This is a genomic window from Thermomonospora curvata DSM 43183, assembly GCF_000024385.1.
Lineage (GTDB): Bacteria > Actinomycetota > Actinomycetes > Streptosporangiales > Streptosporangiaceae > Thermomonospora > Thermomonospora curvata.
This window is the reverse complement of the sequence record NC_013510.1, coordinates 22,958-36,187: the sequence shown is the minus strand read 5'-3', so window position 1 is coordinate 36,187 and position 13,230 is coordinate 22,958. Positions and strand designations below refer to the sequence as shown.

Genomic DNA, 13,230 nt, shown 5'->3' with positions numbered 1-13,230 from the left:
CCTGCGCCAAGGGCCCGGGTGGTGTCCGCTGCGGCGTCCCCGTCCCGGCCTGCGGAGGCGGCGTGTTGACATAAGGTTCGGTGTTCAGCCGGCGGCAGGGCGTGCAGGCAGCCGGTTGGGGACGATCCGCCACCAGGTGAGGCAGCGCCACAGCCACTCCAGGGGGCCGTAGCGGTAGTGCCGCAGCCATGCGCGGCTGAACACCGTCTGCGCGGCGAGGATCCCCGCCACGGTGCCGGCCAGGGCCGCGACGCGCGGGTCGCCGCCCAGGTCGAGCAGGCGGTCGGCCATCAGCACCAGGGCCGAGGCGGTGATGTAGTTGGTCAGCGCCAGCCTGCCCAGCGGCTGCAGGACGGGGGAGAGGAACGCGGCCACGCGCTCATGTCGCAGCACCACCAGCAGTCCCATCGCGTAGGCGGCGCCCGTGACGACCCCGGCGGCCGCCGGCAGCGGGGTGCCGAAGGCCGAGGCGCCCATGAGCACCTGCCAGAGGCCCAGCCCGGCGGCCGTCGGCGCCGTCACCGCGAAGGCCGCCGTGATCCGGCGGCTTCGGCGCGCGATGAGGTCGAGCACGCCGTAGTCGACGGCGGCCAGCCCGAGCAGGAACAGGCCGGGGATCAAGGTGACGCCTCCGCCGGCGAGGAGCAGGGAGGCGAGCACGGCCGCCGTCCCGCAGGCCAGGACGGCCCACCGGGGCAGGAACGTGGCGGGCAGCAGCACCCCGATCCCGGTGACGGCGTAGTACACCAGCACCTCGCCGGGCTGCAGCAGCTGGTGCGCCAGCCCGAACATCAGCAAGAACCCCAAGCGGGCCAGCAGGACCGCCCGCGGTGATTCCGCGCCCGTCCGCGCGGTCCGCAAAAAGATCGCCGCGCCGATCCCGAACAGCACCGAGAAGACCGGGAAGAAGCGCTGGTGCACCAGGCATTCGTACAGGTGCCGCAGCACGCCGGGCTCGGCTTTGATCTCGTCCCCGGCCATCCCGGTCATGGCGACGATGTTGGCCGGCAGGATTCCGCACAGCGCCAGGCCCCGCACCGCGTCGAGCTCGCCGATCCGGCCGCTCCGTGCCCATCCGGGGCGGCCGTCGTCCCTGCTCGCTGCGGGGCCGTACCGTTCCCGGCGCTCCTCTTCCAGCCTCATCCGCCCTGCCGGTCCTCGTCCGCTTGCGGCCTGCGCCGCTACTGCCAGAGTGCCAGGCGGGAGGAGAGGCGGAGCGGGCGGCGGGGAGTTATCCACAGGCGGTCGTGCACAGCGTCCGCCATCCCCGCGACGGGAGTTATCCACAGGCGGTGGATAACCGTTCTACACAGCCGCTGAGCTGCGGAACCCACAGGTCGCCCACAGTGTTTCCCCAGGACAATCCCCAGATTCGCGGGGGTTGTCCACGCCCGGAGGAGACGCTGTGGAACACGCTGTGGATACTCGCCGGGAACATGACTGTCCACAGTCTGTGGATAACTTCTCTCCACAGGCCCCGACCAGCGCAGAGGCGTGGTTGTACACCGCCTGTCCCCAGGGTTGTCCCCAGGACGGGCCGGGTTTTCCACGCCCCGATTCAACCGCGGCGCGCCCCGCCGCGGCCAGGGCCGGTGGACGGCGGAGCCGGAGCGGGTCCGGACGCGACCCGCCCCCTCGGGGAGCCGCCCGAGCGGCCGTCCGCGCCGCAGAGATGACCCGGCCGCCGCCTCCGAGTCCTCTCACGCGCCGTCCTGTGGACGGACCATAAACCCCACCGGTAAAGTCGGAGAGACCTCCGTGAACGGCATGCTCACGGAACGGAAAGACCGCTTGTGAGCTTTCTCATAGTCGGTACCCGCACGGCGAGGGCCTCTCTACCATCGACCGGGCGGCATATTGCGGATGCGGCGTTGAGCCATTATCGGACACGGTGCGGGAGCGGAAGTTTTCAGCCGCACAAGCGCGCACGAAAGCACCCCGCCCCCTCCCAGGCCGCCCGGCAAGCCATTGCCGAGAGCGACAGAATTCGCAATGCTTCCGCAAAACCGCAGATCCCATGCCACTTGTCAGGCAATGCACGATACGGTGGTAGGCCCCTCCCGAGCGCCCCTGCCAGGTAATGTCCGGCTCGTCATGCAAAGGAGCATTGATGTCCATGGCCGACCCGGTTGACGAGCCGCCTATAAGCCGGATGTTCAATTCGTCCCGGGGAGGCCCGACCGTCCTGCGCATGCTGCTGGGCGCCCAGCTGCGCCGCATTCGCGAGGAGCGGGGCATCACGCGCGAGGACGCCGCCTACGTCATCCGCGGCTCGGCCTCCAAGATGAGCCGGCTGGAGCTGGGGCGGGTCGGCATCAAGGAACGGGACGTGGCCGACCTGCTCACCTTCTACGGGATGCCCGACGGGCCCGAGCGGGCCGGGCTGATGGCGCTGTGCCACCGGGCCGCCATGCCGCACTGGTCGGATGAGTTCGGCGACATCCTGCCCGGCTGGCTGGAGCTGTACGTGGCCCTGGAAGAGGCCGCCACCCGGCTGCGCATCTACGAGGTGCAGTTCGTCCCCAGCCTGCTGCGGACCGAGGAGTACACCCGGGCGGTGGCCCGGCTGCGCCATCCGCGTTCCCAGGCCGCCGAGCACGAGCGCATGGTCGCCCTGGAGCAGACGCGGCAACGGCTGCTCACCCGGCCGGCCCCGCCCAAGCTGTGGGCGGTCCTCGACGAGGCGGTGCTGCGGCGGCGGCTGGGCGGCCGGCGGGTGATGCGCGAGCAGCTCGCCCACCTGCTGGAGCTGTGCTCGCTGCCCCATGTGACGCTGCAGGTGGCGCCCCTCGGCCAAGGGCTGGGCGCGCCCGGCGGCCCGTTCACGCTCTTGCGCTTCCAGGAGCCCGACCTGCCCGATGTGGTCTACCTGGAGCACCTGGACAGCGCCCAGTACCTCGACAGGGGCCAGGACATCGACCTTTACTCACGGACCCTGGACGCTTTGTGCGCGCAGATCCCCCCGCCCGACCGGACGCCGGATCTGCTGCACGGGCTGCTTCGCGAGCTGGACGAGTGAGCCCTCAGCGCCCGGCCGGGGGCGGCGACGGCCTCAGCCGGCGGGCCGCGGCTGGAAGCGCCAGCGGGTCTGGCTGTAGGTCTCGCCCTTGCCGAAGCCGAACGCCTTCACCGGCGTCACCTTGAACGCCCACACCCGGCCGCCCTCGGAGCGCCGGAGCGCGCCCTCCTGCACCTGCAACCGCCACTGGGGGCCGTACTTGCCGGCGAAGGCGCCGGCCAGCCGCCGCAGATAGGCCTCGTCGTCCACTCGCTCGGCGTCGCCCTCCACGACGACGTCCAGCCCTTCCCGCAGCGAGTTGCGCCCGGTCAGCAGCACGCAGTGCGGGTTGGCCGCCAGGTTGCGGGCCTTGCGTTCCTGCGGTCCGGTGACGAAGTGCAGGGCCTGGTCCAGCCAGACGCCCAGCAGCGGCGTGACATGCGGACGCCCATCGGGCCGCACGGTCGCCAGCCAGTACAGCTCGGCCTCCGCCAGGGTCGCCTCCCCTTGCGACCACTCGGTCGCGGTCGCCGTCGCGCTGCTGAAAGCCGGGTTCAGTTCGGTCACCGGTTCCTTGATCGTCATGGTCTTCCCCCTTCGTCCGCCCGTACCGACCCGGCGGGCCCGCAGAACTCATCGTTCCCGGCCGGGCCGGCGGGCCGGTTCTTGCGCCGGGCGAATGATTGTTTTGTCAGACCCCTGGGGAATGATTTGCGGTATGAGCACCGAAGCCCACTCGGCGGTGCGGTGCCCCCACTGCCGCACGCCGCTGACGCTCTCCACCGCCGACGGAAAGTCCGTGGCGCAGCCCGTCCGGGAGGAATGGTCACCGCCTCCCGTGAAAGAGGTCCTGGCCGTCTATGGGGACCGGGTCAAAGACGCCTCGGTGGCCGCCCGGGGAGCGGCCCGGGTGCGGGAGAGCATGGCCCGGGCCCGCCGCGCCGCCGCCCAGCGCAGGGCCGCCCAGAGCATGCGCTCGCGGCCGAGCCGAAGCGCCTGACCTGGCCCGCCGTCCCCGCAAGACGCTCTGCCCGGCCTTTTCCACCCGCGTGCTCCAGGCACCGGTTTTCGAATGCAGACCCGCTTTCAGGATCTGCGCCCGCGCCCTGCCGACGCCAATGGCGCCCCTTTTCGAAAACTCCTCTTCCAGAGCTTCCGCATCACCCCGACGTCGGCGCTCTTTCCGCAACGCCCCTCCCCTTTAAGAGGCTCTGCAAGATCGCCGTAGAAAACTCTTCCCTCGGCTTACGCCCGCGTGAATGCACGCATCGGCGCCCGCCGGCGCCGTCCCCGCCCGGGTCAACGCCATCTGACAGCGAGCCGCCCGGGAATATGTCCATCCCGCCCGGACCTCGCTACTGTGAAGTAAACCGCCCGTCCCCCAGCAGCGCCGCCCAGCCGAAGAGGCCCCATGTCCACGCTGTCGCCCGCCGGTTTCGACAAGTCGCTGGACCTGCTCGCCGAGCACCTGCGGGCCCGGGCCGTCGCGCTGCGCCCGCACGTGTTCGGCGCCGGACGCCCCGGGCAGATCGCCGAGGCGGTGTCCCTGGCCTTCGACGCGGCCTACCTCGGCGACCAGCATTCGGCCGAGCTGATGATCGAGCGGGCCGAGGCGCTGGTGCGCGCCCTGCCCGCCCGCCCCCGCAAGCCGGCCGCCATCGTGCGGCGCGGCCTGCGCGGGCAGCAGCGCCGCTGGGCGGACGCGGCCGTGCTCATCGCCGCCACCGACGCCAGCTTCAAGCACCCCCACGTCGGCTGGGGGTACGTCAGCAGCGCCGGCCACTGGGGATGCGCGGGCGGCACCTACCGGGGGGTGCTCAACCCCAACGGCAGGTCCGGGGCGATGATCAGTGAGCTGCGCGCCGTCCACATGCTGCTGACCGACCTGGACACCGACCGGCCGATGACCCTCCTCATCGACAGCAGGGGCGCGCTGCGCTTCCTGCGGGCCTGGCAGTCCGGCCGGGTCGGCCTGATGCCGAACGGCTACAGCCTGCGCCCCCGCTTCGGCGCCGCCGCCCAGAGCACCAAACCGACCCTGGTGCGGCTGGCCGAGCAGGTGGCCTCCCGGCCCGGGCTGCGCTTCGAACACGTCGCCGGGCACAGCGGCCACCCCCTCAACGAGGCCGCCGACGGCCTGGCCGGCCTCGCCCGCCGCTGCATCGCCGGCGACCAGGACGGCGATGTGGACACGCTCACCGCCCGCGCCCAGGACCTGGCCGCCGCCTTCCTGCACGCCTGGCACAGCCGTCCCGGGGCCGGCTGAGCACCCCCGGCCCGCGGGCGGAGCCGTCGGCACGGCCACCCGCAGGCTCTCGCGCCTTGCCTTCCAGAGCGTGCCCGCGCCGACGTTCACCGGGCCCGGGAGCGCCCGGACGCGCCGGCGCGGCTCGGCCGCGGTGCGGTCGGCCCCCCTGGAAAGACGACCGATACCCTGTGCGCTCGTCCCCCGGACGATGAGCGGCGGCTCGTCCGGACGGGCGGGCCGGCCCGCACGCGACCGGCCCGGCCGGGGCCGTGCGGCAAGAGGAATGGTCTTGGGCGCGGGCCGCCCGCGAGTGTGGCTCGCAGGCGGCCCGCCGACGGGAGTGGATGGGGGCAGCCCATGGACGGCTACTGGTCCGTGCTGGCGCTGGTCGGTGCGCTGATCTTGGTGAACGCCGCCTTCTCGGGCAGTGAGATCGCGCTGCTGTCGCTGCGCGAAGGGCAGCTGCGGCAACTGGAGCGGCGCGGGCCGGGCGGACGGCGGCTGGTGCGGCTGGCGCGCGACCCCAACCGGTTCCTGGCCACCATCCAGGTCGGGATCACGCTGGCGGGATTCCTGGCCTCGGCGACCGCGGCGGTGTCGCTGGCCCGGCCGCTGGTGGAGGTGCTGGGGTTCTTGGGACAGGCGGCCGAGCCGGCGGCGATCGCGCTGGTCACGGCGCTGCTGACGTTCGTGACGCTGGTGATCGGGGAGCTGGCGCCCAAACGGCTGGCGATGCAGTTCGCCGAGCGGTGGGCGCTGCTGGCGGCCCGGCCGCTGGACCTGCTGTCGATGATCTCCCGCCCGGTGGTGTGGCTGCTGGGGGCGTCCACCAACGTGGTGGTGCGGCTGCTGGGCGGCGACCCGCAGGCGGTCAAAGAACAGCTCACCCCCGAAGAGCTGCGGGACCTGGTGCTCGGCAACCGGGGGCTGACCGCCGAGCAGCGCCTGATCATCTCCGGTGCGCTGGAGATCCACGAGCGCACCCTGCGGGAGATCCTGGTGCCCCGCCGCGAGGTGTTCACCCTGACCGCCGACACCCCGGTCGGGCGGGCCCGCACGGAGCTGGCGAACTCGGGCCACTCCCGGGCGCCGGTGGTGCGCGCCGGGCATGTGGACGACGTCGTCGGCGTGGTCAACCTGCGGGAACTGATCACCTACGACGAGACCGCACCGGTCGCCGAGGTGGCCCGTCCCGCGGTGGCCCTCCCCGACAGCCTGCGCGTCTCCCAGGCGCTGCGGCAGTTCAAGGCCGGCCGCCAGCAGTTCGCCCTGGTCATCGACGAGCACGGCGCGGTGGACGGCATCGTCACCATGGAGGACCTGCTGGAGGAGATCGTCGGGGAGATCTACGACGAGACCGACCGCGATGTGATGGCCGTGCGGCGCGAACCGGACGGGGCGCTGCTGCTGCCCGGCGGCTTTCCCATCCACGACCTGCCCGACATCGGCGTGGTGCTCGGCACGGTGCCGCCCGGCGGCTACACCACCGTGGCCGGGCTGGTGCTGGCCTCGCTCGGCCGCATCCCCGAACGCCCCGGCGACCGGGTGCGGGCCGGCGGCTGGATCATCGAGGTCACCGCGGTCGACCGGCACGCCATCACGGGCGTGCGGATACGCCCGGCCGGGGGGTCGGCCGCCGGAAAGCAGGACGCCGACCGGCAGCAGACGAGCTGAAATGTGAGCGATGCCACCACGTCGGTGAAACCGTCGTGAACTGGGACGATGCAGTAACGCTTTCGTTGCGAAGTCGTGCTGCTCGTCCCCTTTTGGGCGTTGTCGGCGTCTGCCAGTCTGCGGCCGTGAGCAGTGAGAACCTCAGTGCCGGCGAGGACACCAAGTCCACCGACGGGCGGCAGACCGCCCAGCCGGCCAACGCACTGGACAGATTCTTCAAGATCTCTGAACGCGGATCCACCGTGGGCCAGGAGGTGCGCGGCGGGCTCGCCACCTTCTTCACGATGGCCTACATCGTGGTCCTCAACCCATTGATCATCGGCACCGCTCTGGACGCCGACGGGCAGTACCTCGGTGACCTGACCGAGCCCGGGTCCGCCATCCCCCTGGTGGCCGCGGCGACCGCGCTGATCGCCGGGTTGCTCACCATAGCGATGGGCGTCTTCGGGCGCTACCCGTTTGCGATGGCGGCCGGCCTGGGACTCAACGCCGTGCTGGCCTACAGCGTGGCCAGCGGCATGTCCTGGGAAGACGCCATGGGCATCGTGGTGCTGGAAGGCATCATCATCGCGGTGCTGGTGCTGACCGGCTTCCGCGTGGCGGTCTTCCACGCCATCCCGGCCGGGTTGAAGACCGCCATCGCGGTGGGCATCGGGTTGTTCATCGCGCTGATCGGCTTTGTGGACGCCGGGTTCATCCGGCGCATCCCCGGCGCCGAGGGCGAATCCTCGGTGCCGGTGCAGCTCGGGGCCGGCGGCAGCCTGTCCGGCTGGCCCACCCTGGTCTTCGTGATCGGGCTGCTGACCGCCGTGGTGCTGGTGGCGCTGCGGGTCAAGGGCGCCATCCTGATCAGCATCATCTCCACCACGATCATCGCGATCATCGTGGAGGCGGTGGCCAAGGTCGGCCCCTTCAACTCCGGCGTCGGCCCCGACGGCAAGCCGCAGATCAACTCCGACGGCTGGCAGCTGAACGTGCCGAAGCTGCCCGATGAGATCATCGGCATGCCGGATTTGAGCCTGATCGGCGACTTCAGCCTGTTCGGCAGCTTCGAACGGGCCGGCGTGGTGGCCGCCCTGCTGTTCATCTTCACCATCATGCTGGCCGACTTCTTCGACACCATGGGCACCGTGGTGGGCGTGGGCGCCGAGGGCAAGCTGCTGGACAAGGACGGCAACCTGCCCGGGGTCAAGAGCGTCCTGCTGGTCGACTCGGTGGGCGCCGCGGCCGGCGGCGTCGGCTCGGTGTCGTCCAACACCACCTACGTGGAGTCGGCGGCGGGTGTCGCCGAGGGCGCCCGCACCGGGCTGGCCAGCGTGGTGACCGGGCTGCTGTTCCTGGTGGCGATGTTCTTCTCGCCGCTGGTGTCGATGGTGCCGTTCGAGGCCGCCACCCCCGCGCTGGTGGTGGTCGGGTTCCTGATGATGACCCAGATCCGCAACATCGACTTCAGCGACTACGACATGGCCATCCCGGCCTTCCTGACGATCGTGCTGATGCCGTTCACCTACTCGATCACCGCCGGGATCGGGGCCGGCTTCATCGCCTACGTGGTGATCAAGGCCGCGCGCCGCAAGTTCGCCGAGATCCACCCGCTGATGTGGGTGATCTCGCTGATGTTCGTGATCTACTTCACCCTCGACCCGATCAAGGAACTGCTCGGCGTGAGCTGATCGCCGCACGGCGCCTCCGCGGTGGAGCGGGCCGCGGAACGCCTGAACGGGACCGGTCTTCATCAAGGCCGGTCTCGTTCCCTTTTCGGCTCACTTCGGCGCGACGACCATCCGGTGCGCCCGGCGGCGCCGCCGCATGCGCCGGATCGCCATCACCCCCACCGACGCCGCCGCGACTCCCCGCACCCAGGGGTTCCTGGCGGCGGCCGAGGTCAGGACGGGGCGGGTGAGGGCGAGCGCGACCGCCGCGGCCCGTGCCCGCGCCCTGGCCCGCCGGGCGGCCCGGCGGCGACGCCACATCCACGTCCCGGCCGTCACCGCCCCGGCGCCGATGACGACCGCCGCCGTGGAACGCGCCTGCGGCGCGGAGACCCGCTGCGCCTTGCCGGCCAGGTTCCCCCTGACCCGCCCGATCTTGTCCTTGACGCGGGCCTTCACATCGGCCTTGGCCGCCAGCGCCTCCACGATGTCGCCGATCTCGGCGCGGGTGCGCTCGATGTCGGCCCGCAGCTCCTCGGGGCTCGGCGCGCCGCGCCTGCGCTCCGCGGGCTCGGCGGTCCGGACGCCGCCTCCGTCCCCGGCCCGGTGCGCACCCGTCCGGTCGGCCTCCGCCTGCCGCCTGGTGACCGGTTTCGACTCGCTGGTCGTCATCGACGTGCCCCTTCCTCGTTCACGGCGGCATCCGCCCGGTGCCTCGGGCCCTCAGGCGTTCCCCGGCCGGGGATGGACGCGGAAGTCTTCGCCCGCCCCGAACCTTCTTTCCGCACCCGTCCACCGCGTGAGGGCCGGAGGCCACGTGTTGCACAAAGGTCCGCTGTGAGTGCTGTGCATGCCCGGTTTCGGCGTCCTCAACCAGCGCGCCACGGCCGCTGTGAGCCGTCCGCGGCATCGGCCGGGCGGGCCGCCCGGCCGTAGAGGCAGCGCTGCCGGGCGAGGTTGATGGCCTCGCGGGCCGCCTCCCGGTCCCCGGACATCTCCATCAGGTGGGCGCGGGGACGTCAGAAGACCTCGACGCCGAAGGCGCGCAGCGCCTCGGTCACCGGCTGGAAGAAGGTGACGCCGCCGATCCGGCAGTCGCCCGCGCCGCCGGAGGTCAGGCCCAGCGCGGTGGTGCCACTGAACAGCGGGCCGCCGCTGTCGCCCGGCTCGGCGCAGACGGTGGTCTGGATCATGCCGGTGACGGTTCCCTCGGGGAAGTTCACCGTGGCGTTGACGGCGGTGACCCGGCCGGTGCTGACCCCGGTGGTGCTTCCACTGCGCACCACCCGCTGGCCCACCACGGGGTCTGCGGCCCGGACGATGTCCTGCGCCCGGCCGTTGTAGAGGTTGACCGCGCCCTGCCCGGCGGCGCCCGGGGCGGAGCGCACGAGCGCGAAGTCGTTGCCGGGGAAGCTGCTGCGCACCGTGGTGCCCAGCACCTGGGCGCCCCGCCGGTCGGCGGTCCAGGTGCGGACCACGTTGCCGCAGTGCCCGGCGGTCAGGAAGAAGTTCTGCCGACCGCGGCGGACGTTGAAGCCCAGCGAGCAGCGCGCGCCCTGCCCGAAAATGGCGTCGCCGCCGAGCGCGAACGTGCGCAGCCGGCCGGGGATGCGCACCATCCGCACCGCCGGGCCCATCTGCCGCGCCGCCCGGCGGACGCTCGCCATCCGCGCCCCGGTGACCGTGTCGTCCGTCCACATCACCACCTGGCCGGCGGCGGGGTCGATGGCCCACCCGGTGCCGGGGATGCTCCCCACCGAGCGCCGCAGGGTGCCGGTGATCCTGTTCAGCGTGGCGGGGCTGCGGGGCACCGGCTTCGGCACCGCGCCCGCCCGGCGGACCATGGCGGCGTCCGCGGCGTTGGTGACCGTGACGACCGGGCGGCCGGCGTCGTCGAGGTAGGCCCCGGCCGTGCGGTCGCCGAGCCGCCGGGCCAGCCGGGCGGCCAGGACGTCGGCGCCGGCCCGGTCCGCCGTGGCCGGTTCCGCCCGCACCGCCTCGCCCGGGGTGCCGCCGGCTCCCGTCAGCGCGGCGTCCGCCGTTCCCGCAGGGCGTTCGGCCGGTTCCCCGGCCTGCACCGCATACAGCGATCCGGCCGCCAGCCCGGCGGTCCCGACGACCACTCCGGCGGCGAGAACCACGGTGCGCAGACGGCTCTCATCACCTGCACCCGGACGCCTCATGGCCCCTCCCGGCTTCGATGTCTGGACCTACGTCCGGGCGATACGGCTCCGGGACGGGGCGAAGTTCAACTCCCGGGACTGAAGGGACATGCCTGAGGCGCCGCGGACCTCACCGCTCAAAGACGTGCAGCCCGCCAAGGCCGCGCCAACGGCCAGGGGTCACCGCGCGTGGAGACGCCGAACGGCCGGTTCAGCTCTCGGGCGCCTGCCCGTTGGCCCGGGGACGGTCGGTGCGCGGGATGATCATCATGGCGAAGTCGGCGGAGGCCACCAGCTGCTCCTCGTCGTCGGTGACCTTGCACTCGACGGTGATGAGCCGGCTGCCGGCCTTGATGATCTCGGCCCTGGCGTACACCCGCTCGCCCTTGGCACGTGCCAAGTAGCGCACGTGCATGTCCACGGTCACCAGGTTGTGGGTGGCCAGGTCGAGGTCGCCGGCGCGGGCGGCGACGGTCCCGGCGGCCTGGTCGATCAGCGTGGCGATGGCGCCGCCGTGCAGCCGGCCGGCGCTGTTGAACGCCTGCGGGGCGATGGGCATGGAGACCAGCGCGTGCCGCGGGCTCATCTCGACGAGCCGCAGGTCGAGCAGCGCGCTCAGCTGCGCCGACTGGAACATGGACTGCACGTACTCGCGCTGCTCCTCGGGCAGCTCGGCGACGCGTATCGTCTCGTCCGTAAGCTCAGGGGCGTCGCTCACCGGACTGCTTCCTTCCAGGAGCCGGAACCGGGAGATATGCACGGATGCATACCGCGTGCATCATACGTACCGGTGATCAGCACACCGCCCACCGCCCTGCGCCCAAGGGCTCGGAGAGCTAGGAGCGGTGTCCGGCCACGCGGGAAAACGGGGCGCCGAGATCCACGCCGGCGGCGGTGACAGACTCGGCGGTATGGAGAAGTTCTCCCTGAACGAGATCGAACACCGGCTCCTGGAACGGGCCGCGTCCTCCTCCAGCGGACGCGGTGCCGAGACCGTCTACGGCGGGCAGGGGAACGTCCTGCGGCAGACCGTGCTGTCCCTGCGTGCCGGCAGCGCACTGGCCGAGCACGAGTCCCCCGGCGAGGCCACGCTCTTGGTGTTGCGCGGCCGGGTGCGGCTGCGCAGCGGCGACGCCTCTATCGAAGGGACGGCCGGGGAACTGCTCGTGATACCACCGGCCCGGCACGCCCTGGAGGCGGTCGAGGACTCCGCCGTCCTGCTGACCACTGCCAAAAGCGGATGAGCGACGTCCCGGTCGCGTATCCCGCCCGCATCCGGGACGGATCGACCCCTACCGCCGGATGAGGCCCGCCGCCGCGGCCGGGGGACGCCAGGCGAAAACCGGGTCGCCCTGGCGCAGCACCAGGGAGGGGCCCAGCCGGTTGGCGGTCCACATGGCCGCATCCCGCAGGGCCACCAGGAGCGGGTTCTGCAGCGCGGCCAGGCGTCCGATCCGCCGGGAACGGCGCATGATCTCGGTGGTGCGGGGCAGGCGGGCCGCGGTGTAGGCGGCCGGGCCGCCGCCGTCGGTGACCTCGTGGGCCAGCACGATCGCGTCCTCGATGGCCTGGCAGGCGCCCTGCCCGAGGTGGGGGGTCATGGGGTGGGCGGCGTCCCCGAGCAGGACGACGCGGCCCCGGTGGAAGGCCGGCAGGGGAGGCTCCATGAAGTAGATGTCGTTGCGCAGGATCCGCGCCGGGTCGGCTTGGGCCAGCAGGCCGGGGATCGGGTCGTGCCAGGTCCCGAACAGCCGCAGCAGTTCCCGCTTTTCGTCCGGGGCGCGCCGCCCGGCGGGGGCGGGTGCGGCGGCGTAGCAGTACAGCATGCCGTCGGCCAGCGGGGTGACGCCGAACAGCAGGCCGCGGCCCCAGGTCTCGGAGAACGCCTCGATCGTCCCGGGGTCGGCGGTCAGCAGCCGCCAGGCGGTCAGCCCGAAGTAGCGCGGCCCGGGGTGGCCGGGGAAAAGGGCGGCCCGGGTGCGGGAGCCGATCCCGTCGGCGGCCACGATCAGGTCGGCGCGGTCGGCCCTCCGGTCGGTGATCACGGTGCCGTCGTCGGGGGAGACCGACTCGACGGTGACGCCCAGGTGCAGATCGTCCGTCTCCAGCAGGCCGCTGAGCAGGGAGACCAGCCGGGACCTCAGCATGATCACGGTGAGGTCGCCATAGCGCACGGCGGCGTCCTCGGCGCTGGTGCGGCTGAGCCAGCCGCCGCCGGGGCGCTGCAGCCCGCCGTCCCCGGCGAGGGCGGCCAGGTCGCGCACCCGGTCGCCGATGCCCAGGGTGTCCAGGGCGCGCAGCGCGTTGGGGCCGATGGCCAGGCCCGAGCCGACCGGTTCCAGGCCGGGGGCGCGTTCGTAGACGCGCACCGTCCAGCCTTTGCCTTTGAGCGCCGCCGCGGCGGTGAGCCCGCCGATCCCGCCGCCGATCACGATCGCCTTCCGCATGACTTCCACTCCTCACTACATCCGTAGTGATTTCACTATAGCTGTAGTG

Annotated in this window: 12 protein-coding genes; 6 read left to right on the top strand and 6 right to left on the bottom strand. The window is 72.3% G+C overall.

What is annotated here, in order from left to right:
- Positions 1-84: 84 nt before the first annotated feature.
- Positions 85-1,143 (bottom strand): DUF418 domain-containing protein, encoded by a 1,059-nt coding sequence (locus TCUR_RS00150; protein WP_012850423.1) that lies wholly within the window; start codon positions 1,141-1,143, stop codon positions 85-87.
- A 967-nt stretch (positions 1,144-2,110) separates the two neighbouring features.
- On the opposite strand from TCUR_RS00150, the gene TCUR_RS00145 reads away from it, so the two are divergent.
- Entirely contained in the window at positions 2,111-3,019 is a 909-nt protein-coding gene (locus TCUR_RS00145) for a helix-turn-helix domain-containing protein (RefSeq protein ID WP_012850422.1), read from the top strand.
- A 33-nt stretch (positions 3,020-3,052) separates the two neighbouring features.
- Here TCUR_RS00145 and TCUR_RS00140 read toward each other — a convergent pair whose 3' ends face one another.
- On the bottom strand, positions 3,053-3,583 hold the full coding sequence (locus tag TCUR_RS00140) for a pyridoxamine 5'-phosphate oxidase family protein (protein WP_012850421.1): 531 nt from the start codon (positions 3,581-3,583) through the stop codon (positions 3,053-3,055).
- Positions 3,584-3,716: 133 nt separating this feature from the next.
- On the opposite strand from TCUR_RS00140, the gene TCUR_RS00135 reads away from it, so the two are divergent.
- The 4 genes from TCUR_RS00135 (at position 3,717) to TCUR_RS00120 (ending at position 8,593) form a co-directional block, all read left to right on the top strand.
- Positions 3,717-3,998 carry a hypothetical protein gene (locus TCUR_RS00135; RefSeq protein WP_012850420.1) on the top strand — a complete coding sequence of 94 codons (282 nt, stop codon included), beginning with the start codon at positions 3,717-3,719 and terminating at the stop codon, positions 3,996-3,998.
- Positions 3,999-4,409: 411 nt separating this feature from the next.
- Positions 4,410-5,264 (top strand): RNase H family protein, encoded by an 855-nt coding sequence (locus TCUR_RS00130; protein ID WP_012850419.1) that lies wholly within the window; start codon positions 4,410-4,412, stop codon positions 5,262-5,264.
- 339 nt (positions 5,265-5,603) lie between these two features.
- Positions 5,604-6,920, top strand: coding sequence for a hemolysin family protein (locus TCUR_RS00125; RefSeq protein WP_012850418.1), 1,317 nt, complete (start codon positions 5,604-5,606; stop codon positions 6,918-6,920).
- A gap of 125 nt (positions 6,921-7,045) precedes the next feature.
- Positions 7,046-8,593, top strand: coding sequence for an NCS2 family permease (locus TCUR_RS00120; protein WP_012850417.1), 1,548 nt, complete (start codon positions 7,046-7,048; stop codon positions 8,591-8,593).
- 90 nt (positions 8,594-8,683) lie between these two features.
- Here the strand turns inward: TCUR_RS00120 and TCUR_RS00115 are convergent, their stop codons facing one another.
- The 3 genes from TCUR_RS00115 to TCUR_RS00105 form a co-directional block, all read right to left on the bottom strand.
- Positions 8,684-9,244, bottom strand: a complete 561-nt coding sequence (locus TCUR_RS00115) for a DUF3618 domain-containing protein (RefSeq protein WP_012850416.1) — start codon at positions 9,242-9,244, stop codon at positions 8,684-8,686.
- Positions 9,245-9,591: 347 nt separating this feature from the next.
- Positions 9,592-10,755 (bottom strand): S1 family peptidase, encoded by a 1,164-nt coding sequence (locus TCUR_RS00110; RefSeq protein ID WP_012850414.1) that lies wholly within the window; start codon positions 10,753-10,755, stop codon positions 9,592-9,594.
- Positions 10,756-10,945: 190 nt separating this feature from the next.
- Complete coding sequence (locus TCUR_RS00105) at positions 10,946-11,452, bottom strand: PaaI family thioesterase (RefSeq protein WP_012850413.1); 507 nt, start codon at positions 11,450-11,452, stop codon at positions 10,946-10,948.
- Positions 11,453-11,645: 193 nt separating this feature from the next.
- Here TCUR_RS00105 and TCUR_RS00100 point away from each other — a divergent pair, with 193 nt between their 5' ends.
- Positions 11,646-11,978, top strand: a complete 333-nt coding sequence (locus tag TCUR_RS00100) for a cupin domain-containing protein (protein WP_041440401.1) — start codon at positions 11,646-11,648, stop codon at positions 11,976-11,978.
- Positions 11,979-12,026: 48 nt separating this feature from the next.
- Here TCUR_RS00100 and TCUR_RS00095 read toward each other — a convergent pair whose 3' ends face one another.
- Positions 12,027-13,181, bottom strand: a complete 1,155-nt coding sequence (locus TCUR_RS00095) for an FAD-dependent monooxygenase (RefSeq protein ID WP_012850411.1) — start codon at positions 13,179-13,181, stop codon at positions 12,027-12,029.
- Positions 13,182-13,230 lie beyond the last annotated feature (49 nt).

Excerpts from the sequence above, each read along its gene's own strand:
- TCUR_RS00130 (WP_012850419.1), top strand. The coding sequence starts at position 4,410 with ATGTCCACGCTGTCGCCCGCCGGTTTCGACAAGTCGCTGGACCTGCTC.
- TCUR_RS00150 (WP_012850423.1), bottom strand. The coding sequence starts at position 1,143 with ATGAGGCTGGAAGAGGAGCGCCGGGAACGGTACGGCCCCGCAGCGAGC.
- TCUR_RS00110 (WP_012850414.1), bottom strand. The coding sequence starts at position 10,755 with ATGAGGCGTCCGGGTGCAGGTGATGAGAGCCGTCTGCGCACCGTGGTT.
- TCUR_RS00140 (WP_012850421.1), bottom strand. The coding sequence starts at position 3,583 with ATGACGATCAAGGAACCGGTGACCGAACTGAACCCGGCTTTCAGCAGC.
- TCUR_RS00125 (WP_012850418.1), top strand. The coding sequence starts at position 5,604 with ATGGACGGCTACTGGTCCGTGCTGGCGCTGGTCGGTGCGCTGATCTTG.
- TCUR_RS00100 (WP_041440401.1), top strand. The coding sequence starts at position 11,646 with ATGGAGAAGTTCTCCCTGAACGAGATCGAACACCGGCTCCTGGAACGG.
- TCUR_RS00115 (WP_012850416.1), bottom strand. The coding sequence starts at position 9,244 with ATGACGACCAGCGAGTCGAAACCGGTCACCAGGCGGCAGGCGGAGGCC.
- TCUR_RS00145 (WP_012850422.1), top strand. The coding sequence starts at position 2,111 with ATGTCCATGGCCGACCCGGTTGACGAGCCGCCTATAAGCCGGATGTTC.
- TCUR_RS00135 (WP_012850420.1), top strand. The coding sequence starts at position 3,717 with ATGAGCACCGAAGCCCACTCGGCGGTGCGGTGCCCCCACTGCCGCACG.
- TCUR_RS00095 (WP_012850411.1), bottom strand. The coding sequence starts at position 13,181 with ATGCGGAAGGCGATCGTGATCGGCGGCGGGATCGGCGGGCTCACCGCC.